The sequence below is a fragment of the Paenibacillus sp. OT2-17 genome (genome assembly GCF_009827695.1).
GTDB classification, from domain to species: domain Bacteria; phylum Bacillota; class Bacilli; order Paenibacillales; family Paenibacillaceae; genus Paenibacillus; species Paenibacillus polymyxa_B.
The window spans coordinates 1-22424 of record NZ_WUDQ01000020.1; the positions used below are offsets into that span (position 1 = coordinate 1).

At 46.1% G+C, this 22424-nt stretch carries 15 protein-coding genes and 1 riboswitch; all 15 genes read left to right on the plus strand.

Annotated elements, in window-relative coordinates; genetic code table 11:
* Positions 1 to 223 precede the first annotated feature (223 nt).
* A riboswitch (glycine riboswitch) is annotated at positions 224 to 322 on the minus strand.
* A gap of 394 nt (positions 323 to 716) precedes the next feature.
* The 15 genes from gcvH to GRP75_RS06860 all read left to right on the plus strand — a co-directional run bounded on the left by gcvH (position 717) and on the right by GRP75_RS06860 (position 22387).
* Positions 717 to 1115, plus strand: a complete 399-nt coding sequence (gene gcvH / locus GRP75_RS06790) for a glycine cleavage system protein GcvH (RefSeq protein WP_160788916.1) — start codon at positions 717 to 719, stop codon at positions 1113 to 1115.
* Between the two features lie 377 nt (positions 1116 to 1492).
* A complete protein-coding gene (locus tag GRP75_RS06795) occupies positions 1493 to 2971 on the plus strand; it encodes a PTS mannitol transporter subunit IIBC (protein ID WP_160788917.1) in 1479 nt (492 codons plus the stop codon).
* Positions 2972 to 3052: 81 nt separating this feature from the next.
* A complete protein-coding gene (locus GRP75_RS06800; RefSeq protein ID WP_076295859.1) occupies positions 3053 to 5131 on the plus strand; it encodes a BglG family transcription antiterminator in 2079 nt (692 codons plus the stop codon).
* Entirely contained in the window at positions 5128 to 5562 is a 435-nt protein-coding gene (locus GRP75_RS06805; protein WP_028542458.1) for a PTS mannitol transporter subunit IIA, read from the plus strand. The genes GRP75_RS06800 and GRP75_RS06805 overlap by 4 nt, the downstream gene beginning before the upstream one ends.
* Positions 5559 to 6704 (plus strand): mannitol-1-phosphate 5-dehydrogenase, encoded by a 1146-nt coding sequence (locus GRP75_RS06810; protein ID WP_023989872.1) that lies wholly within the window; start codon positions 5559 to 5561, stop codon positions 6702 to 6704. The genes GRP75_RS06805 and GRP75_RS06810 overlap by 4 nt, the downstream gene beginning before the upstream one ends.
* 214 nt (positions 6705 to 6918) lie before the next feature.
* Entirely contained in the window at positions 6919 to 9072 is a 2154-nt protein-coding gene (locus GRP75_RS30440; RefSeq protein ID WP_160788918.1) for a DUF454 family protein, read from the plus strand.
* Positions 9065 to 10720 carry an amino acid ABC transporter ATP-binding/permease protein gene (locus tag GRP75_RS06820; RefSeq protein WP_160788919.1) on the plus strand — a complete coding sequence of 552 codons (1656 nt, stop codon included), beginning with the start codon at positions 9065 to 9067 and terminating at the stop codon, positions 10718 to 10720. The genes GRP75_RS30440 and GRP75_RS06820 overlap by 8 nt, the downstream gene beginning before the upstream one ends.
* Before the next feature lie 303 nt (positions 10721 to 11023).
* Positions 11024 to 13558, plus strand: a complete 2535-nt coding sequence (pulA, locus tag GRP75_RS06825) for a type I pullulanase (RefSeq protein WP_160788920.1) — start codon at positions 11024 to 11026, stop codon at positions 13556 to 13558.
* A 231-nt stretch (positions 13559 to 13789) separates the two neighbouring features.
* Positions 13790 to 14431 (plus strand): 50S ribosomal protein L25, encoded by a 642-nt coding sequence (locus GRP75_RS06830; RefSeq protein WP_028542463.1) that lies wholly within the window; start codon positions 13790 to 13792, stop codon positions 14429 to 14431.
* 285 nt (positions 14432 to 14716) lie between these two features.
* Positions 14717 to 16213, plus strand: coding sequence for a methyl-accepting chemotaxis protein (locus GRP75_RS06835; RefSeq protein ID WP_160788921.1), 1497 nt, complete (start codon positions 14717 to 14719; stop codon positions 16211 to 16213).
* A gap of 182 nt (positions 16214 to 16395) precedes the next feature.
* On the plus strand, positions 16396 to 17382 hold the full coding sequence (locus tag GRP75_RS06840) for a S66 family peptidase (RefSeq protein ID WP_160788922.1): 987 nt from the start codon (positions 16396 to 16398) through the stop codon (positions 17380 to 17382).
* Positions 17383 to 17431: 49 nt separating this feature from the next.
* Complete coding sequence (locus GRP75_RS06845; protein WP_337194216.1) at positions 17432 to 19093, plus strand: LytS/YhcK type 5TM receptor domain-containing protein; 1662 nt, start codon at positions 17432 to 17434, stop codon at positions 19091 to 19093.
* Entirely contained in the window at positions 19090 to 19854 is a 765-nt protein-coding gene (locus GRP75_RS06850; protein ID WP_013311480.1) for a LytR/AlgR family response regulator transcription factor, read from the plus strand. Before GRP75_RS06845 ends, GRP75_RS06850 begins: the two co-directional genes overlap by 4 nt.
* Positions 19855 to 20044: 190 nt before the next feature.
* Complete coding sequence (locus tag GRP75_RS06855; RefSeq protein ID WP_160788923.1) at positions 20045 to 21298, plus strand: L-lactate MFS transporter; 1254 nt, start codon at positions 20045 to 20047, stop codon at positions 21296 to 21298.
* Between the two features lie 177 nt (positions 21299 to 21475).
* Entirely contained in the window at positions 21476 to 22387 is a 912-nt protein-coding gene (locus GRP75_RS06860; RefSeq protein ID WP_160788924.1) for a serine/threonine protein kinase, read from the plus strand.
* The last annotated feature ends 37 nt before the right edge of the window (positions 22388 to 22424 follow it).

Below are 22424 nucleotides of genomic sequence, written 5' to 3' on the forward strand. Positions count from 1 at the left end.
TGCGTCCCGTATGACGAATATAGCGGTGTTTTTCGCAAATTAGTCATTTTTCCACTCCTATCCGGTGTGATCAGTTAAACAAAAAAGACAGGCCGAAAAAAACGTATAGACGGCAGTCTACACTCTTTTTTCAGCTCTGTCCTTGATACCAGAAAGTTACCCCGGTATGTACCGGGTTTCCCCTTGGGTGATCCGCTCCAATAGCGAATGCTCTCCAGAGATGCGTCCGGCAGAGGTCCTTTTGCCTGAGAGATTCACCTGCAATGCAGGTTTACTCCTTCGGCGCTACCTTCGGGATCAACGGTATATTACCTGGCTTTGCAGATAACAACTTGATCCGATTCGCGTGCACTTATGTCTCACAAGCGGCAACAGCTATGCGAATCTTTTTGGCAGTCTCTCCCTCCGCGTTCATCCGCGTTTGCAGTTGTCGGGGTGTTTCCCAAAGCATTTGCTATAACCCATTAATACGCAAATTCATTCAAAATGTCAATAAAAATGTCATCAAAAACAATAGAAAAAACATTTAATATATAAATAAGGATATGTAAGCGTTTGTTATAAGCTATCATATTTTTATATAGTACGCTATATGAGGTGATATGAAGTATTTTTGTTAGTATTATTGACATCAGTGTTCTTGTTGTCATAATCTTAACCTGTCTAGTACAGGTGAGCAAAAGCGATTTTATTCATATGGAAGTGAGGGGAACAGAATGAGTGAAGTAAAGCAGCAACTTTGGTATACAGACGAACATGAGTGGGTTCAGCGGACAGAGAATGGAACGGTACGAATTGGTATTACAGACTTTGCACAGCATCAACTGGGTGATATTGTTTTTGTAGAATTACCTGAGGCGGGAGCAACGATTGAGCAGGGAGCGGAGATCGGTACGATTGAATCGGTGAAGACAGTATCCGACCTTTTTGCTCCGGTGACGGGAACTATACTAAAAGTGAATGAAACGCTGGAAAGTACACCTGAGCTAGTGAATGAATCTCCCTATGAAAAAGGTTGGATGATCGAAGTAGAGATGGATAAAGATGTGGAGGAAGCCTTGGGCAAGCTACTGTCTGCGGATCAGTATGAGCAGTTGATTTCCGATGAGCAGTAATGGAGCATTGTAGTATGGAGTAAGAGGGTTATTTGTCTGCTCGATTTTTGTATAAAATAGTCGCTATGATTTGACGTAGCGGCTATTTTTTTGTCTTTTTGCAAACGTAATTACGTGTTTTATTCTGATTTAGAGGGTTGTCCCCATATAAGAATCATACATAATCCAGCACGGTTTTTCGACTAATTTCTATAGCTACAGGTCATATTAAGAAGAATTATGCAGGTATAATACCTTCCCGGATAATTTAAATTTAAATGTTGTCATCAACGTTCATGACGAAAGTACGTTTTCATTTCGTTGATGAAGATAGCGCTGTCATTTAGTATGAATTTTAAGAAAAGGTAGTGATGCTTACCTACAAGGAGGATTTGAATATGAGTACATTGGACGCAAAGCCAAGTTCAAAAGGAGGCACTCGTGTCGCCGTACAGCGTTTTGGCCGTTTTCTTAGCGGTATGGTTATGCCCAATATGGGAGCATTTATTGCGTGGGGGCTGATTACGGCACTCTTTATTCCGACCGGATGGTTCCCGAATGAAGGTTTTGCACAATTGGTTGACCCGATGAAAAATTATTTGTTGCCGTTACTGATCGGTTATACAGGGGGCACGATGATTCACGGACAGCGTGGAGGTGTGATTGGTGCCATTATGACGATGGGTGTCATAGTGGGAGCCGATAACCCGATGTTCCTGGGCGCGATGGTCGCTGGTCCGCTGGCTGCGTGGATATTGAAGAAGTTCGACAAGGCCATTGAAGGCAAAGTCAGATCAGGCTTTGAAATGCTGGTCAATAACTTTTCGGCCGGAATTATCGGTGCCATTCTAGCGCTGCTTGCCCATGTGGCGATTGGCCCGATTGTACAAATGATCAGTCAAGTGTTGTCGGCAGGGGTACAGTTCCTCGTGAACGCAGGGCTATTGCCGCTTGTCAACCTCATTATTGAGCCCGGAAAAGTATTATTTTTAAACAACGCGCTGAATCACGGAGTATTGAGTCCGATTGCGTTAGAGGAAGCTGCAAGAACAGGAAAATCCGTACTGTTTATGCTGGAATCCAACCCTGGGCCGGGGCTCGGTATTTTGCTAGCCTACTGCCTGTTCGGCAAAGGCTCTGCGAAGTCATCGGCTCCTGGAGCGGTCATCATTCATTTCTTCGGCGGGATTCATGAGATTTATTTCCCTTATATTTTAATGAAGCCGATTTTGATTCTTGCTGCTATAGCTGGGGGCGTTGTGGGAACCTTCTGTTTTATGTTGACAGGTGCCGGACTGGTTGCTGCTCCTTCACCGGGCAGCATCATCGCCTATTTTCTAATGACGCCAAAAGGCGGATATTTGCCAATGCTGAGCGGGGTGATCGCTGCTGCGGTCGTATCCTTTGCTGTTGCCGCAGTGTTACTCAAGACTAGTAAGCAAAAAGAAGAGGGGCTGGAGGAAGCTGCTTCCCGCCTGAAAGATATGAAAAATCAAAGCAAGAGTGCAAGTGCTAACGCCACTGTAATGGAAGATAACCACGAATCTGATCGTGCTGCTGAGATTGCCGCAGCTCGAACGCTCAAGGATAAATCCGAAGTGAACAAGATCGTCTTTTCCTGTGATGCAGGTATGGGTTCAAGCGCTATGGGCGCCTCGATTTTACGCAAAAAAATGAAGCAGGCGGGTGTAGGCGTAACAGTTACGAATACGGCAATCAGTGAAATTCCACAGGATGCGGATATTGTCATTACGCAAAAAACGTTGACAGACCGGGCTAAAACAGTAGCCCCGAATGCTGAGCACATTTCCATTGACAATTTTCTGAAGAGCCCTGAATACGAAGCGCTGGTTGAACGTCTGAAATCCGATTCTTAATCCCCGTCGTAGTCAGGCGGACTGTATGCAGTGTACGTCTCCTGCTGGAGGGATGAGCTTGGGAAGGAACGGTATGCGCTTATGAATATTACGAAACGACAACGTGACATCGTGGAATATCTTCTGGAGCAGTCCAAAGAGGTTACAGCCGGGGAAATTGCCACGAAGATCAATGTCAGCACAAGGACGGTTCATCGGGAACTGGGCGCAGTCGAGCATTGGCTGGCAGCTCATGAGGTGAAGCTGGAGAAAAAGTCAGGGATTGGTATCTGTATAGATGCTGACCCAGCTCAGCTTGTATGCCTGCGAAGGCAATTGCTGCATACAAAGTCAGACGAATATTCGGCTGAGGAGAGAAAGATCGTGGTTCTCTGCATGCTGCTGGATACACAGGAGCCGATCAAGCTGCTGGCGCTGGCTTCAGACTTGAAAGTCACGGTAACTACGGTCAGTCATGATCTGGACGAATTACAAGGCTGGATTGGGGAACGGGGGCTCGTGCTTGTCCGCAGACGGGGGTACGGCGTCGAGATTACAGGACGGGAGACAGACAAAAGACGGGCGATTTCCGAGCTGGCTCTCGAATATTTGGATGAATCCGATCTGTTTTCAGCCCGGGAAGAACTTCGTTCTGTGACCCGTGTCGCCGACAAGTTGCTGGAGATGATTGGCAGAGATAACCTGCTGATTGTGGAAAAGGCCCTCTGGCAGCCCCATGAAAAATGGTTGGAAAACATGGTGGAAAGCAAATACATGGAGCTGCTGATTCAAATTTGCGTTTCGCTGGTACGTCTGCGACTCGGGTATGTTATAGATCCTCTTCTCTCGTATTTAAAAACAGATTCAGATGAAAATATCATGCTTCGCACAGCTATGGTGGAACGCATATGCACGGAGTTGTCAGAGGCGCTGGATATTGAATTTCCAGAGCCGGAACGATCTTATCTCAGGCTGCTATTTCGTGATGCCGAGGATCACTCTACCCGACTACTGCCGTTGGATGATCTCGTACTGTTGGAGTCGGTTCATGAGTTGATTCGTCGTGTGGAGGAAGAGACAGGCACGCCATTGGAAGAGGACCGTGTTCTGCGTGAAGGACTGATTGCCCATATGGCCCCGGTGTTCAAACGTTTGAAGGAAGGCAGGTCGATTCGTAACCCCCTCCTTCAGCAAATCCGCAAGGATTACAGCAGCTTATTCGACTCAGTGAAAAAGGCTGCGGCGGACATGACAGAAATGAAAGTACCAGATGAAGAGATCGGATTTCTCGTCATGCATTTTGGCGCTTCGCTGGAGCGGCTACGACAATTGCGGCGGGAGGTGCGGGCCATCGTAGTCTGCACGAGCGGTATTGGATCATCCAGACTTTTGGCAACAAGGCTCGCCAAAGAGCTCCCACAGATCAAAATTGTGGATAGGGCTTCATGGTACGAGGCGGCGCGGATTCCCAAGGAGGATTATGATCTGATCATTTCGACAGTAGAGCTACCGCTTGAACCGGATCGGTATCTTAAGATCAGCCCGTTGCTGACGCAGGAGGAGAGTGATCGCCTGCGTCAATTCATCCAGCATATTACACTCAATCATCCCAATGACCATCAGCAGGAACAGGCTGTTCAGCCTGGTCAGGATATAGAGTGGCTTACCGGTCTGCGGAAAAGTCTTGAGGAAATTGTACACATTGTACAGCAATTTCAAGTGTATCCGCTGGAAAATCAGGGGATGGATATGGCGGCGACCGTAGAGGCTATATGCATGTTGGAGGCGGGGCGGGGGAATGTGACAGAGCCTTCTGCGGTTGCTGCACAGCTCATGGAAAGAGAGCGCCAAGGTAGTCAGGTGATCTCTGATACCTCCATTGCTTTAGTTCATACGCGCAGCCACTATATTCGCAAGCCTTCGCTTACCTTGTATAAGCTGGCAGAGCCGCTGTTGGCGGATACAGGCGAACAGGTAGAATGCGTGCTGCTCATGTTGGGACCTCGTGAGCTGCCGAGAGAAAGCTTGGAGGTATTGAGCGAGATTAGTGCATTACTCTTGCAGGAAGACATGGTTACGCTACTGGAACACGGTAGCAGGGATCATATTGTCAATTATATATCGAGTGAGCTAGCTGAATTTTTCCACAGTAAATTAGGGACAGGGAGGAACCTACCGTGAGTATTATGACGATAGACAAAGTAAAAATGAACGCAACCGCCAAAGACAAATATGAGGCGATTCGTATGGCTGGACAAATCCTGCTGGATGCAGGACATATTTCAAGTGAGTACATTGACAAGATGCTGGAACGCGAGGAGATCGTGTCCACCTATATCGGGAACGGGTTGGCTATTCCACATGGCACCAAGGAATCCAAGATGCTTATTCAATCCACAGGCATCTCCATCGTTCAGTTTCCACAAGGCATAGATTTTGGGGAAGAAAAAGCATACATGGTAATCGGCATTGCAGCACAAGGCGGCGATCATATGGAGATTTTGACGAGTATCGCTGTGGTGTGTGCGGAGGAAGAAAATATGGATAAACTTCGCAACGCGGTGACCCCACAGGAAATTATAGATCTGTTCGAAAGTGAGATGGAGCTATGAGAGCCGTCCACTTTGGAGCAGGAAATATTGGTCGCGGCTTTATCGGATTGATTCTGTCGCGTGCAGGCTATGAGGTTGTCTTTTCAGATGTCAACGACACCCTTGTATCCGAGTTACGTCGTCGTAAACAATACACCGTAGAGCTAGCCAATGATACAAAGGATACGGAGCTGGTCACGAATGTAACGGCGATTGACGGCAGAGATGCATCCGCTGTAGCGGATGCGGTAGACCATGCTGATCTGGTAACGACCGCGGTAGGGGTTAGCATCCTCAGGCATATTGCAGCAGGTATTGCCGAGGGAATAGCGCGGCGGGTGGAGCGAGGGGCAGGCCCGCTGCATGTGATTGCTTGCGAAAATGCAATCGGAGGCAGCGCCCAACTGAAAGAGCATGTTTTTGCGCTACTGGATGAGGCGACTCGTGCCAAGGCAGAGGCTTCGGTATATTTCCCCAATGCTGCTGTAGACCGGATCGTGCCGATCCAACACCACGAGGACCCGTTACATGTGCAGGTAGAGCCTTTTTACGAGTGGGTGGTGGATCGTTCACAAATGGCACCTGAGCATGAAGAAATCGAAGGCATCCTGTACGTGCAGGATCTAGAGCCTTACATTGAACGAAAGCTGTTCACGGTGAATACGGGGCATTGCGTGGCAGCCTATCTTGGTTATACCGCAGGTTATGCTACCATCCAGGAGGCCATGAAGGATAGCAAGGTGGTGGATTCGATACAAGGGTCACTGGAGGAGACAGGAGCAGTGCTTGTGAAGCGCTTCGGTTTGGATCAAGGGGAGCATAAGAAGTACATCTCTAAAATTTTGGATCGCTTCCGCAACCCTAATCTGACAGACGATGTTACTCGAGTCGGACGTTCACCGTTGCGTAAGCTGTCTCCCAATGACCGTCTTGTACGTCCCGCGCTGCAAGCGCAGGAGTATGGCATCCCGACGGATCATCTGGCGTTAGGAATGGCGGCTGCCTGTAAATTTGATATTACGGAGGACCCCGAGGCAGTCGAGCTTCAGCAGGTGATCCGCAGTGAAGGACTGGGTGTGGCGCTGACGCGTTATACTTCCATAACCGCAGATCACCCGTTACATCGGCAGATATTGGAGCAATATGATATTATAAATTCATAAAACAACGAATTATCAACATCTACTTTCGATAATCCTCTTGAAGATAAAGCATCCACATCAACACTAACGTGTTCTGTAGAGATGTGCTTCAAGAGGATTTTTATATGCGTGATTTACATCACATAACAACCTGCTTAAATTGTTTATATTGATAATGATTATCATTATCTATAAAATGAAATCATTACTATTATAAGTATTAGGGAGGATTATAGTGAAACCGATCTATATTACCTTAGGGTTTTTATTTTTGGCGCTTGGAGTTATTGGTGTAGTGCTACCGTTGCTACCGACTACACCGTTTCTGCTGCTAGCGACCTTTTTCTTTATGCGCGGGTCCGAAAGGATTCACCAGTGGTTTTCGAATACCGCTCTGTACCAAAAGCATCTAGAGAGTTTTGTTCAAACAAGGTCGTTGAAGCTGTCTACGAAAATCACCACATTGGGCTTAGCGTCAGCGATGCTGATTACAGGCTTTATTTTTACCCCTAATGTGTGGGGCAAAGCGCTCATCGTCTTGGTCATCCTTTTTAAATATTATTACTTTATATTCCGAATCGGAACAGTGAGAAACGCTGCAGCAGAAATAACGCCTTCATCTTCACTTGCCCCTACTCCGAAAAAAAGGTCTAAAATGGTCGACAGCCGTCTGCTCGGTCTAGTGGAACATTCTCGGAAATATATCGTATTGGGTGTGCTTGTGCAGTGGATCGGTCTTTTGGGGAGTATAGCCGCTGTGTTGTCTATGGCCTTTGTTATGCAGCAGGCATGGGAAGGACAAGTGACTCGCAAGCTGATTCTATCTATGACGGTCATTGTTATTACTGCTATTGCAGTTCGCTGTCTGAGCAATTATGCAGCCAGTATGTTATCCTATCGTGCTTCGGTAAATGCTAAAAAAACGCTGCGCTCGCAAATTTACGGCAAGTTGCTCAAAATGGGACCCGCATATACAGATCATACCTCCACCTCGGGGGTTATACAGGTTGCTGTAGAAGGGGTAGAGCAGCTTGAAACCTATTTCGGTAGATACATGCCTCAGCTATTTTACAGTCTGCTTGCCCCCGTAACGTTATTCATCACCCTCTCTTTTGTCAGCTTCAAAGCAGCCATTATACTATTGATCTGCGTTCCCTTAATTCCAGTGTCGATCATTGTCATTATGAGAATGGCTAAAAAGCTTTTTCGGAAATATTGGGGCAGTTACGTCAATCTGGGCCACAGCTTTTTGGAGAATGTACAAGGTCTGACTACGCTCAAAATGTACGGAACAGACCAGGATAAACATCAGGAAATGAACACAGCAGCGGAGGATTTTCGCAAAATGACGATGAAAGTGCTGACTATGCAGCTTAACTCCGTGGCCATTATGGATCTTATCGCATTTGGTGGTGCCGCTGCGGGTGTACTGGTCGCGGTAAGCGAATATTCTTCAGGCCATATTGGCTTGGCAGGAGCAATCATCATTGTTTTGCTGTCGGCAGAATTTTTCATTCCTCTGCGTCTGCTGGGTTCTTACTTTCATATCGCCATGAACGGAATGGCAGCAAGCGACAAAATATTTCAAATGTTGAGTACTGAGGATCTTATACAAGGACAAGAAAGCATAGAAAACACAGATATTCGACTGGAACAGGTGAGTTTCGCCTACGACGAAAGAGATACCTTACGAAATATATCCATGGATATTCCCCAGGGCAGCTTTGTTTCAATTGTTGGGGAATCAGGCTCTGGTAAAAGTACGGTAGCCGGATTGATCGTTGGGCATCACGAGGGGTATCGAGGAAGTCTGACGATTGGAGGAACCGAGCTTACCGATATTTCGGAAGAAAGCCGCATGCGTCACATGACCTGGATCGGATTTAATAGCTATATTTTTAAAGGCACAGTGGAAGCAAATTTAAAAATGGGCAATGAGCACGCGGATGAGCAACAAATGCTGGAAGCTTTGCGACAAGTGAAGCTGTATGATTTTATCCTTTCAGAAGGAGGACTGGAAGCAGAACTGGAGGAGCAAGGGGCAAATCTGTCAGGAGGACAGCGCCAACGGCTAGCACTAGCCAGAGCATTGCTGCATGATAGTCGTGTGTACATTTTTGACGAGGCCACCTCTAACATTGACAGTGAAAGTGAGGAAGGCATTATGGAGGTTATACATGCGCTGGCAGGTCAAAAAACAGTGATTCTTATCTCTCACAGACTGGAAAACGTAGTTCAATCCGACTGTATCTATGTGCTGCAAAACGGTTTGGTGGCAGAATCGGGAACGCATCATGAGCTGTTGAGCCAGCAGGGACATTATGCGGAGATGTATCTCAGTCAACACCGGGTAGAGCAGTTTGTAAAAGGAGGGGCTGTATATGCGTAGACACGGATTACGGATCATGGGCCAATTATTGGTATTGGCGGGGCCTCTTTTACCTGTGCTACTCATCACGATTGTTACAGGAGTGCTTGGTTTTGTTTGTGCTATTGGCATTATAGTGTTTGGAGCCCTAGCTCTGCTTACAGCAACGGGCATCACGACAGGCTACACCATGTCGTTTTTGCTGACGGCGATCGTGGTTTGTGCCGTACTACGCGGCGTATTCCGTTATGGCGAGCAAATGAGTGGTCATTATCTCGCTTTCAAGCTGCTGGCTGTACTGCGTGATAAGGTACTTCAAGCCCTGCGCAGACTCGCTCCAGCCAAATTGGAAGGCAAGGACAAGGGGAATCTGATTTCACTCATTACGAGTGATATTGAGCTACTGGAAGTATTTTATGCGCATACGATAGCGCCTGTTATGATCGGCATCATCACTTCACTACTCATGGTGTTTTTTATCGGTTCTTATGAGCCTCTATTAGGCTGGCTTGCTGCGCTTGCTTACCTAACTGTCGGTTTATTTATTCCTTTACTCACGTCACGTATGGGCAAACGTCAGGGGATGGAATACCGAAGTAGCTTTGGCAAGCTGAGCAGTTATTTTTTGGACAGCTTACGGGGTATGAAGGAAATTGTGCAATATGGGCAAGGAGAACAACGTTTGAATGAGATTAACCGTCGTACGGATCAATTGGATGCCAAGCAGAAGGACTTGAAGCATCATGAAGGTATCACAAGAGCCATCACAGATGCGGCTGTAGTTGGATTCTCATTCTTGATGCTGCTGGCTGGATTGTACGGTATGTCTAATGGTCACGTTGACTTTACAGGTATGCTAATTTCTGTCATTGCCCTGTTTAGTTCATTTGGTCCTGTCGTCGCACTGAGCAATTTGTCCAACAATTTGCTTCAAACGCTGGCGAGCGGGGAACGAGTGTTGAGTCTATTGGAGGAAACTCCGGAGGTAGAGGAAAATATCGAAGGGATGAGTGTTGCCTTTACTGGGGTACAAGTAGACAAGGTGACTTTTGCATACGATGGTCAAACGGTGCTGAATGATGTAAGTCTCACGATACCGCATAAGCGGATTCTAGGCATTCAGGGTAAAAGCGGCTCTGGTAAGTCTACGCTGCTGAAGTTGATGATGCGATTTAGGGACCCGCAGCAAGGTGGAATTTTGCTATCCGGACACGATTTGAAGGAAATTGGAACCCGACATTTGAGAGGGTTACAGAGCTATGTAGACCAGCATACGTTCCTGTTTGATGATTCAATTGCAGCTAATATCAAAATCGGAAAGCCTGATGCTACACATGAGCAGGTTGTGGAAGCAGCACGTAAGGCATCAGTGCACGATTTTATTATGACCTTGCCTCAAGGGTATGACAGCCGAGTTGGAGAATTAGGGGACAGGCTGTCCGGTGGAGAACGCCAACGCTTGGGGTTGGCGAGAGCCTTTGTCCATAATGCGCCTCTCTTACTGCTCGACGAGCCTACCAGCAATTTGGACAGCCTGAACGAGGCGATTATTTTAAAATCGTTAAAGGAACAGCAGCAAGATAAAACGGTTGTCCTTGTTTCGCACCGAAGTTCTACCATGCGGATTGCAGACGATATTTTTGAAATGGATAACCGTAGATTGTCCTGACTTTTCTAACGTGTTTTTTAACGTACTTATTTAGCGATAAGTGATGAAATCTAGGAAATTATTGTTATGCTTGAGGGCAAAAGCTGTAGCCTGTTCATGGTTTTGTCATAAAATGGAGTGTGCGTTGAAATGGAAGCGTCATCCTTATTTAAATCATCCAGCTTTTCAAGCTTGTCTTATTTTGATAGCCTATTAGGTGAAGATTTTACAAAATCCTGAGGTATATTGACAAGTCATAAACATCATAAATGATGGATGAACAGAGGCTGTAAGCCGATGTACAGAAATGGGTGGTGAACAGGAATGTCAGATTTCAATCAGCTCAAAGAGCTTGAGCACACAACATATCCCATATATGAAGGCTATGATTTGGGTCTTACTTATACGCCTGTGGGCAGCAAGTTCAAGGTATGGGCACCGACTGCGCAGCAGGTCCATATAGCGTTGTATAACGATGCGGGGGTGTACGATCAGGAGGGGAACGTTCAGGAGCACAGCGGTGGTCAGGAATTTCTCATGAGCCGTGATGATCAAGGTGTATGGTCTATAGAGCTGGAAGGGGACTGGAACAAATATTATTACATGTACAGGCTGGAGTGGGCGGACAACACCATTCATTATGCTGCCGATCCATATGCCACAGGGGTATCAGCCAACGGGCAGCGTACAGCGATCATTGATTTGGCTCAAACCAACCCGGACGGATGGGAATTGGATGCGGGGCCTCTACTTAAGCGGCCGACGGATGCCATTCTCTATGAGCTTCATGTACGTGATTTTTCGATGGATACCCATTTTAATACGGGGGAAAAAGACTTATCTGCTGCTCAGGGACGGTTTGAGGCCTTTACGTATACGGGATTGAAGGATACTGAGGGGAACAGCATCGGGCTGGATCATCTACTGGAGCTGGGCATTACACATGTTCATTTACTTCCAGTAGCTGATTTTCATACGGTAAATGACTTTGCGGAATTAGATACTGAATATAACTGGGGTTATGATCCGCAGCATTATAATGTGCCGGAGGGGTCTTATTCTTCCAATCCGGCTGATCCGGAGACACGCATACGAGAGCTGAAACTGCTGGTACAGTCTTTGCATACTGCCGGCATTGGTGTCATTATGGACGTTGTGTACAACCATACTTATTCGGTGGAACAGGGGCCATTTGAGCCTGTTGTACCTGGATATTATTACCGTACAGATGAACAAGGGCAGCTCACCAATGGATCAGGGGTAGGTAATGAGGTGGCAACCGAACGTCCGATGGTGCGCAAGTATATCAAGGATTCACTACGCTATTGGGCAGAGGAATATCATATAGACGGCTTTCGATTTGATCTGATGGGTCTGATTGATACCCCAACCGTGGTGCAGCTTACGCAAGAACTTCGCTCTGAAGTGCGTTCGGATCTGCTTATCTATGGTGAGCCTTGGACGGGAGGAGAATCTCCGCAACCCTTGCTTACGCTAAAAGGAACGCAACGGGACAAAGGCTTTGCTGTTTTTAACGACAACTACCGTTCTGCTATTAAGGGGGATAGCGACGGTACTGGGAGCGGGTTTGCCACAGGGGCAGAACATCAGGAGGAACAGGCGCTTAAAGGTGCTTTTGGGGCTATTCATGATTTCACAGCTCAGCCATCGGAGACCGTCAATTATGTAACTGCCCACGATAATCTCAATCTGTGGGATAAAATTTTGACGGTAAGACATTTGCGGGAGCATTGTCGTTTTCCACAATGGGAGCAGGGGAAGCCACAGGATGGGAGGACACCTGAACAAGCTGTTGCCGAAGCAGACCCGTATTGGGAACTGGATGAAAATAACTTGCTAGAGGACGAAACCGTACGCAAGTCCCTGTTAGCTAACGGCATGGTACTCACATCTCAAGGTATTCCTTTTATTCATGCAGGGGATGAACTGCTGCGCTCCAAATGTGGAGACCATAATAGCTACCGAAGCTCAGATGTAGTCAATGCCATCCGTTGGGATAACAAGGCGAGGTTTCGCCCAGTGTTTGATTACTACCAAGGCTTAATTGCTTTGCGACGCAGCCACCCGGCATTCCGAATGGATCATCGTGAGCTGGTGGAGCAGCACATGGAAGTGCTGCAAAGCAGTGGGCATGTGGTGGCTTTTGCTTTGAGGCACCATGCTAACGGTGATGCCTGGAATCATATTGTGGTGATTTATAACGGCTCGGATGCAGAGCAGACGATAGCATTGCCTGCAGAATCGGATCGTTGGCATGTGGTCGTGGACGCACACGGGGCTGGTAATGAGACACGGTATGAAGTCGTAGGCCATCGTGTAACCGTATCACGCTGGTCGATGATGGTGTTATATGATCAGGAAGAACCTGCACGAGTCTCATTTGTGACTGAACAAGATCAGGCTAATCGTCAGGCGGAGAACGAATTGGAAGACTCGGATGAAGGGACAGATCAAGAAATTGCAGGTACAGCCATAGCGTTGACAGATGTCCAGCTTGGAAAAGATAGTGAAGTCGCCCCATTTCGCACGATTGAACTGATCTACGAGCGTGCGGATCGGCAATACTCTGGCTGGAACGTATGGGTATGGGGAACGGGGCACCGCGACGGACATGTCGAATTCCGTGATTTGGATGATGGTCGTGCAGTAGCGCGTATTCAGGTGGCTCCTGATATACAGCGAATCGGCTACATTGTCCGGCTTAATCACTGGGATGCCAAGGATGTTGAGGCAGATCGATATATTGATATAGACCCGAACCAGTCTGTGATGCAGGTATTGATTCATAGTGGCAGAGAAGAATATTTGCTACTGGTAAATGATAATCGGGCCGGATAGACTTGTATGCTTGGTCGCTATATACACGAAAGTAGCATTTTTCGATCATTTCGAGAAATGCTACTTTTTTATGCAAACGTGTGTCAGTTTCAGAAAAAAGGGGTAAAATAGAATTATGGACTTGTTTAGTTTTGCCAGCTTGCTGGCTTATATCCTGTAGTACGACTGGTAAACAGGCAAGATTCTTGGAGGAAAATCATTTGTAAGGTAACCTGAAGGAGGTTGTATATCATGAGTTCTAATGGAGGAAGTATTCAACTGACCGCCCAGCCGAGAACAGAGAAGAAGGGTTCGGCTATTCGTGAATTGAGGTTAAAAGGACGGATTCCAGCTGTGGTTTACGGCTCTGAGCTTGAAGGAACCCCTGTACATGTCGATGCCAAGGAATTTAATAAAGTAGTCAGAACCGGACGTTCAGAGGTGTTCAACCTCACTGTAGAGGGTGGAGAAACCATTCCAGTTATTATTAAAGATTATCAACAGCGTGACAATCAGTGGTTGCATGCCGATTTTTTGAAAATTGCCAAAAACAAACCGCTTCGCGTGCGTGTTTCTATTGATTATCAGGGTACACCTGTAGGTACAAAAACAGGCGGTATTCTGCAAGTTCAGGAAACGGAAGTAGAAGTCGAAGGTCTTCCGGCTGATTTACCATCTACCATTGAGGTGGATGTATCCGCACTGGATGTTGGCGACAAGCTGAGCGCTAGCGACTTGAAACTCCCTAAAGGAGTAACACTGCACGTCCCTGAAGAAGAACTGCTTGCTTCTATTATCGTTCCGCGTGCAGTTGAAGTGGAAAATGCTGCTGTGGAAGGTGATGCAGCGGCAACCGAAGGCGCTAAAGAGGCTTCCGAAAACAAGGAATCCTAATGTTGTCAGTTGGTATATGAACCTTTTCCAATTGCGAAGTCATCAAAAATGAATTCAAAATCGCTCCCTGTCTGGGGGCGATTTTTTGCATTCATTCATTTATTTACGATTACATACTCTTTCCCTTTAAAATTGTTCTGTTGTAATTTGGAAATTAAAGGGAATGTGGAGTGTTTGTACGATTTTCATTCACTACGTGTTCTGATATGACGATATATAAAGTATGGCATTTACATTTTTATTTTATAAATACCTAATATGTATCTAAGGAGCGCGTACACAATCATGGACAGAACGAGTGAATTGTTGTGGCAAAGAAACAAATTGGTGATCATTATTTTTTGGATTATGGCCTTGAGCGGCATCGTCCCGGCATTATCTAATCCCTCGATGTGGGTATCTAATGGTGTAGGATTTGTAGTCGCGGCAGTTTTAACGATCCTGAATATGAAAAAGAAAGGAATCCGCCTTATTCCGTGGATTACTACGTTTTTTAGCGTATTAATGTGTATATTTTTGAACTTATCTAGCGTCGAGGTAGTGACCACCATATTAATTTGCTCTTTGTTTTTGCTGTATCCTTCTTACCGATATTTTCTGGTAGCTATGACCTTAAATCTCTGTAATATTTTTGTGCAAATAACAATCGGTACGCCCCCAGTTCCCCCAGCTACCGGTTCTTTGCGCTATGTGCATGAGTTTATTATTGTTTTACTTATTGGTTTGCTACTGTTAGTGGTATCGGTGTTAAATCAAAAGCAGTTTAAGAAAAGTGAAGAGCAAAATAAAGATATCGATGCTACAAGGCAAGGAATTGAATTTCTGTTTGAGCAAGTTAAACAAGCAGTGGCTGGATTGCATAACTTTACAGAACGATTCAGGAATCAAGTGGATGCTACGGGCAGCGTGACGAATGAAGTCGCTATCGGGTTTCAGGAGGTTGCCAAAGGGGTAGAAATGCAAGCTTCGAATATCACCGAGGTTACGGATAACTTGGCCCAATCTGACCGGCACGTGCGAGAGGTAGCTGATCATTCCCGAGAACTGAAGCAGCTTTCCGAAGATACGAAAAATGCCGGGGACAGAGGGAGCAGTCAACTGCTGGCATTAACGTCTCAAATCAAGGATTTGGGTCAGGTCATGAGTCGTACCAAAGAAGAACTGGACGAGTTTAAAGTACAAAGTGATAGCATGTCTGCCATGCTTAAAGATATTACTCAAATCTCAAAACAAACTAATTTGCTGTCCTTGAATGCATCCATTGAGGCCGCCAGAGCGGGAGAGCATGGAAAAGGATTTGCCATCGTAGCTGGAGAAGTGCGTAATTTGGCTGAAATGGTAGGGAACACCTCGGTAGCGATGGAAGGTATCTTGGCTCAACTGAGAACTCAGATGGATTCTGTCGTAAGTCAATTTGACATGGGACAGCAAAGGCTACAGCAAAGTATGGAATCGGCACATTCGACCGAAATTGTACTGGAGGATATCCTGCAAAATGCCAATAAAGTGTTGCAGCAGGCCGTAGATGTGGAAAACAGTACGAATAGCATGCAGCAATACTCATCTCAGGTTGTTCAAGAAATGACAGAATTTTCAAGTGTAACGGAACAAGCGAGTGCAGCGTCAGAACAAATTTTGGCTGGAGTAGAGGAGCAACGAAATATAACCTCCAATATGGTGACCGGGTTTAGTGAGCTGGAGGCGTTGATTATCCAATTAAAAGAACTGGTACATGATCAGAAGGAGGACAACATTCCTACCGAAATCAGCAAAAGCAAATAACCGAAATGCTTCATTTTCGGACTAGAGATCCGGGGATTATCGCTATCAAGCGGTACTCTCCGGTTTTTTACTGCGCTTGAAGAAGGGAAATGAAGAGGGGATTTCTAGAAGCTATAATTAGATGGAAGTTGATGGTATAATTTGTGGCAGTTTAAATGCTTTGTAACTAAGGGGGGATGACCATGATCATAGGAAAGCAAGCACCCAAATTAAAAGCTGGAGACGAGATACGCATTCTTTCGCCGTCCAGAAGCTTGTCTATCGTTTCTGAGGAAAATCGCTTGATTGCCCAGCAAAGACTGGAGGAGCTAGGGTTTAAAGTGAGTTTTTCGCAACATGTGCTGGAAAATGATGATTTTACATCTTCCTCGATAGAGTCCAGAGTCGCAGACTTGCACGAAGCTTTTGTCGATCCAAAGGTAAAGGGCATTCTGACTTCAATTGGGGGCTATAATGCCAATCAGCTCCTTACTCATCTTGACTATGAACTGATTGCAGCTCATCCTAAACGATTATGTGGTTATTCGGATATAACAGCGTTAAGCCATGCGATTTATGCCAAAACGGGGCTTATCACGTATGCAGGACCTCATTTTTTGACGTTTGCCATGTTGCGAGGAAATGATTATACGACGGCGTATTTTCAAAGGTTGATGTTGGAAGAGGGCAGTATTCAAATCCAGTCTTCGTTGGAGTGGAGTGACGATACTTGGTATCTAGATCAGGATCAAAGAAGCTTTTACCGCAATGCGGGTCCGTATGCAATTCATGAAGGGGAAGCAACGGGTACGATTGTGGGGGGAAACTTGTGTACCCTGAATTTGTTGCAGGGGACTCCGTATATACCGAGTCTGGAAGGAAGCATTCTATTTGTTGAGGATGATTACGAAAGCTCTCCCGCTACGTTTGACCGGGATTTGCAATCACTGTTGCACCAGCCTGGATTTGATCAGGTTAAGGGGATCATCATAGGACGATTTCAGCAGGCGTCGCATATGACAGAAGAATTGCTGCGGCAAATCATTAGCTCGAAAAGAGAATTGGCCTCCATTCCAGTGATTGCAGATGCTGATTTTGGTCATACTACGCCGCAGTTTACATATCCGATTGGTGGGAAGGCTAGCATCCATGCCCGTAATGGCAGGGTGAGTACTGAAATATGTGAATAATTAACACAACTTATGTAGGCATATCCGTTTTTATTTGGGAGGAACGCAGGTGAACGCCTTGTTGGAAATGCTGATGCAGCTATTTGAGCGCGCAGCGTTGTTACTGATTTGTTTATTTTTTATTACACGTATCCCGCGCTTTAAGGAAACCTTGCAAAAGAACAGCCATTCTCCGGCAGAGCTGGCCATATTAACATTGATCTTTTGTATGTTTGCGCTGTTCGGCACCTACACCGGGATTGAAGTCGAAGGTTCGCTTGTTAACGTTCGAATCATTGCAATTATGGCAGGCGGTATTTTGTTCGGACCATGGGTTGGGATCGTTACAGGTATTGTATCAGGTATCCATCGTTATCTAATTGATATCGGGGGAGTGACCTCGATTCCGTGTCTGATTACAAGTATTTTGGCAGGTGTGGTGTCAGGATACATCGGCCGCCGGGTCAACCGTTCCAAGAGATGGCTAGTCGGTATCGCCGCAGGTATGGTCTGCGAAGCATTGACGATGCTGCTCATTCTGGTGATGGCACAACCCCATAACCTTGGAGTGGACATCGTTTCTAAGATTGGTCTACCGATGATTATCGGAGAAGTCAGTATCGGTTTAATCGTTCTGTTGATCCAGAGTGTGGAAGGGGAAAAGGAGAATATCGCGGCCAGACAGGCCAAGCTGGCACTGGACATTGCCAATAAGACGTTGCCTTATTTCCGCTCCATTAATGCGGAATCCTTACACACCATTTGTTCGATCATAAAAGAAGATATCAAGGCAGACGCGGTGGCGATTACGGATACCAGAGATGTGCTGGCCTATGTCGGTTTTGGCGAAGAGCGTTATCACATCGGAGATGAGATCATTAGCGATGTGACTAAAACGACGATCCGCAGCGGTAAAATCACGATCCGCAACCATATTGCAGACGATAAAACACCCCAAATCCAGTCTCTGCTCATTATCCCGTTAGAGGAGCGCGGAGAAGTAACCGGCACGTTGAAGATTTATTATCGCAAAGCTTATAAAATCACGTATCCGTTGCAGACGATGGCGATTGGCTTGTCTCAAATCATTTCCACGTTAATGGAAGTGTCACGTGTGGAGCAAATTAAGGAAGCAGCGAATAAAGCCGAGCTAAAGGCGCTCCAAACGAAAATTAATCCCCATTTTCTGTTTAACGCGCTGAACGCCATTGCCTCTACGACACGCACCAAGCCGGATAAGGCACGAGAGCTGATCATTAATTTATCAGGCTATCTGCGCTATAATTTGGAGCTGAATGATGATTTGATCGAAATTCATAAGGAGCTTCAGCAGGTGTCTGATTACGTGGAAATTGAAAAAGCACGCTTCGGCAACCGACTTCAGGTAGAGTATGTAATGGATGAGGTGTCTGTGCGTATTCCAAGTCTTATTATCCAGCCCCTGGTTGAGAATGCGATTAATCACGGAATCCTCAAGAAAAAGGGGACAGGTACAGTAACTATTTCTGTAAAGGATCGTGGAGAAATGGTGCGTATTTCTGTAGCAGATACCGGGGGAGGTATACGGGATGATGTTGTGGATAACCTGTATCATGATCGGGTTCCGGCTAAACAGATCGGCTTGTACAATGTGCACAGACGGCTCAAGCTTATGTACGGCGAAGGAGTTATTATTCTGAAGCATGAACCGGGCACCGAAGTTTATTTTGACATACCAAAGGAGAAGTCATGAAGGCCATAATTGTAGAAGACGAGCTTCCGGCGCGTGAAGAGCTGGAGTATCTTATTCAGACTCATAGCAACATTGAGGTGACCGATAGTTTCGAGGATGGGCTAGATGTGTTTCGGTTTCTGCAAGATCAGGAGACGGACGCGATCTTTCTGGATATTAACATTCCTTCATTGGACGGGATGCTGCTGGCACAGAACATAAGCAAATTTGCCAAAAAGCCCTATATTATTTTTACGACCGCCTATAAAGAACATGCGGCGCAAGCCTTTGAGCTGGAGGCGTTCGACTACATCCTCAAACCATATGATGAAAAAAGGATCGCATCTATGCTGCGTAAGCTGGAAAATGCTTATGAGCAGCAGAACGTTCCAATACAGGAACCTGTCCAGACTGCGCAACCCCGAGCTGCTGAAGCCAGCACCGTTGCTGCGCCAGGTCGTATTAATTTGCTGAAAAATGACAAAATCATTGTGACGGATGCGAATGATATTTACTATGCGTGTGCGCAGGAAAAGGTGACCCGCGTCTTTACAAGGCACGAAGAATATACGATGCCAATGAGTATTTCGGAATTTCATGCCCGGCTGCCGCAGCAGGACTTTTTCCGCTGTCACCGTTCATACACGGTGAATTTGTCGCAGATCCGTGAAATTGTACCTTGGTTTAATCATACGTATCTCCTGCGTTTGCGTGGACTAGAAGCAGAGATTCCGGTGAGCCGTAGTAAAGCCAAGGAATTTCGGCAAATTATGCGACTTTAAAGGCATTTCATTCCGCTATATGTGCATTTCATTCCTCAAACGATTTCTGGCTAACATGCAGGGTTATAATAATCCATGTAGAGAGAATCCTTACAGACTTGCTCCTCCACAGGCGCAAAGCGTACTGGATTCCCGGTTATCATGATAACAAACTGACGCTGTAGAGCCGGAATGAAAAGAGGAGATTTATATGAAAACAAACAGCGGAAATCGTTGGCTTGTCGTGCTTGGAACGATAATTGTCCAGATGGGATTAGGAACCATTTACACATGGAGTTTATTTAATCAACCGTTGGTGGACCGCTTTGGCTGGAACCTCAGTTCGGTTGCCATTACATTTTCAATTACCAGTTTTGCACTGGCGTTTGCTACATTATTCGCAGGCAAACTACAGGATAAATGGGGACTACGTCGTTTGATTTTGTGTGCAGGTGTCGTGTTAGGAGCAGGGCTCATGCTCAGTTCGCAGGTAACATCGCTGTCCCTACTTTACATTTTGGCGGGTATTGTCGTAGGTTTTGCGGATGGAACGGCATATATTACATCACTGTCGAATCTGATTAAATGGTTTCCTGAGAAAAAAGGACTTATTTCCGGTATTTCGGTTGGGGCATATGGAACAGGCAGTCTTATATTCAAGTATATTAATGGTTCGTTGATTCAGTCCGTTGGCGTATCACAAGCGTTTTTATATTGGGGAATGATCGTGCTGATCATGATTGTGGGTGGTTCTTTCCTGGTAAGAGAAGCTGTAGTCGTGAACAAGCCTTCGGTACAAAATGGGGTTGTACAACGGGACTACACCGTTAAAGAAATGCTGCGCACCAAGCAGGCATACCTGCTGTTCGTAATGTTCTTTACCGCTTGTATGAGTGGTCTCTACCTGATTGGAGTAGTCAAGGATATCGGCGTACGGATGGCCGGTCTAGATGTAGCAACAGCCGCTAATGCGGTCGCTATGGTCGCTATTTTCAACACGGCGGGTCGGATCATTTTAGGTGCGCTATCGGATAAAGTAGGTCGTCTGAAAGTAGTAGCGGGTGCTCTATTAACAACGGCGGGCGCAGTTACAGTGCTGAGTCTGGTACCGCTGAATTATGGTTTGTTCTTTGCCTGTGTAGCAGGAATTGCTTTTTGCTTCGGTGGCAACATTACAGTCTTTCCTGCCATCGTAGCTGATTTCTTCGGTCTGAAAAATCAAAGCAAAAACTATGGTATTGTGTATCAAGGCTTTGGCCTCGGTGCGCTGGCGGGGTCATTTATCGCAGCCTTGCTCGGTGGATTCATCCCTACCTTTACTACGATTGCTGTGCTGTGTGTCGTATCATTCCTGATTGCCCTCACCATTCGCACTCCAGAACAAGGTAAAGGCAAACTGCGTAGTGAACGGAAGAAAAATACGAACAGTGTGCGCAGCATGAAGCCTGGAACGAAACTGGGTTAAACGATTTGAGAAAAAAGAACCAGATGAATGCCAAAAGACCTGTCATCATTTCTCTAAGGGAGATTATGGCAGGTTATTTGTTTTTCCAATAATCTATTTTACGGTATAATAAAAAGATGTGTAATAAGCCGATATATACAAAAGACATAAGCTAAGAACCTGACAGGAGGACGAGTCATGATCGTGGATACAAGCGGGAATCTGCTTGCCCGCAATACGAAGCTGCGAAATACATATCAAATTCGAAGCGCCTTGTCCCGCAGTGAGCTGGCCATCGTGTATACGGCAAGGCTGTTGGATAACCGAGAAAAGGTCATTGTGAAGGAATTTTTTCCGAATGCACTGGCTTTGCGGGGGATGGATCGAAAAACGGTCACTTGCGGTGCTTCTATGCAATCCAAATACGTGGAGTTTATGCATTATTTTTTGCGTGAAGGGCAAATGTTGAAGGAGTTAAGTCATCCGGGAATTGTCGGTTATATAGATCACTTTGAGGAAAATGGAACTGCCTATCTGGTCATGGAATACTGTGCAGGCAAGACACTGGATCGAATGATGAAAGAAGAGGCTGTGCCAACGTATGATCCCACTTTTTTGTACCATACGCTGCTACCTTTAATTGATGCCATGGAGTACATTCATGACAAAGGAATTATTCATCGGGATATTAAGCCGGGTAACATTATGATTGGGGAAAATGGCAAGATCAAGCTGATTGATTTTGGTTCGGCTGTGCATTTTGAAGGTAAAGAGCATCCGATCTTCACCACGGCGGGCTATTCTCCGCTGGAATTTTACTCTAATCGTTCGCAGCAGGGGCCTGTATCGGATATCTATAGTTTGGCCGCCACGCTGTATTATTGCCGAAAAGGAACACCTCCGCCAGATGTGCCAGGCCGATTGTTTGCAGATCATTCCGAGCGGATTCAGATTGAAAATGCGGGACTTTCTCTGCTGCCGTATGTCATTCGGCGTGGTCTGGAGGTACAGGCTAACAAGCGTTGCCGCTCACTTCGATGGTTTAAAGCCGCACTACTTGCTGAATATTGGATAAAAAAAGGTAAGCGCCCTACTCTTACGGTTCGTTAATCGTAAGAGACGGTGCTTCTCTTTTTTTACGTTGTGA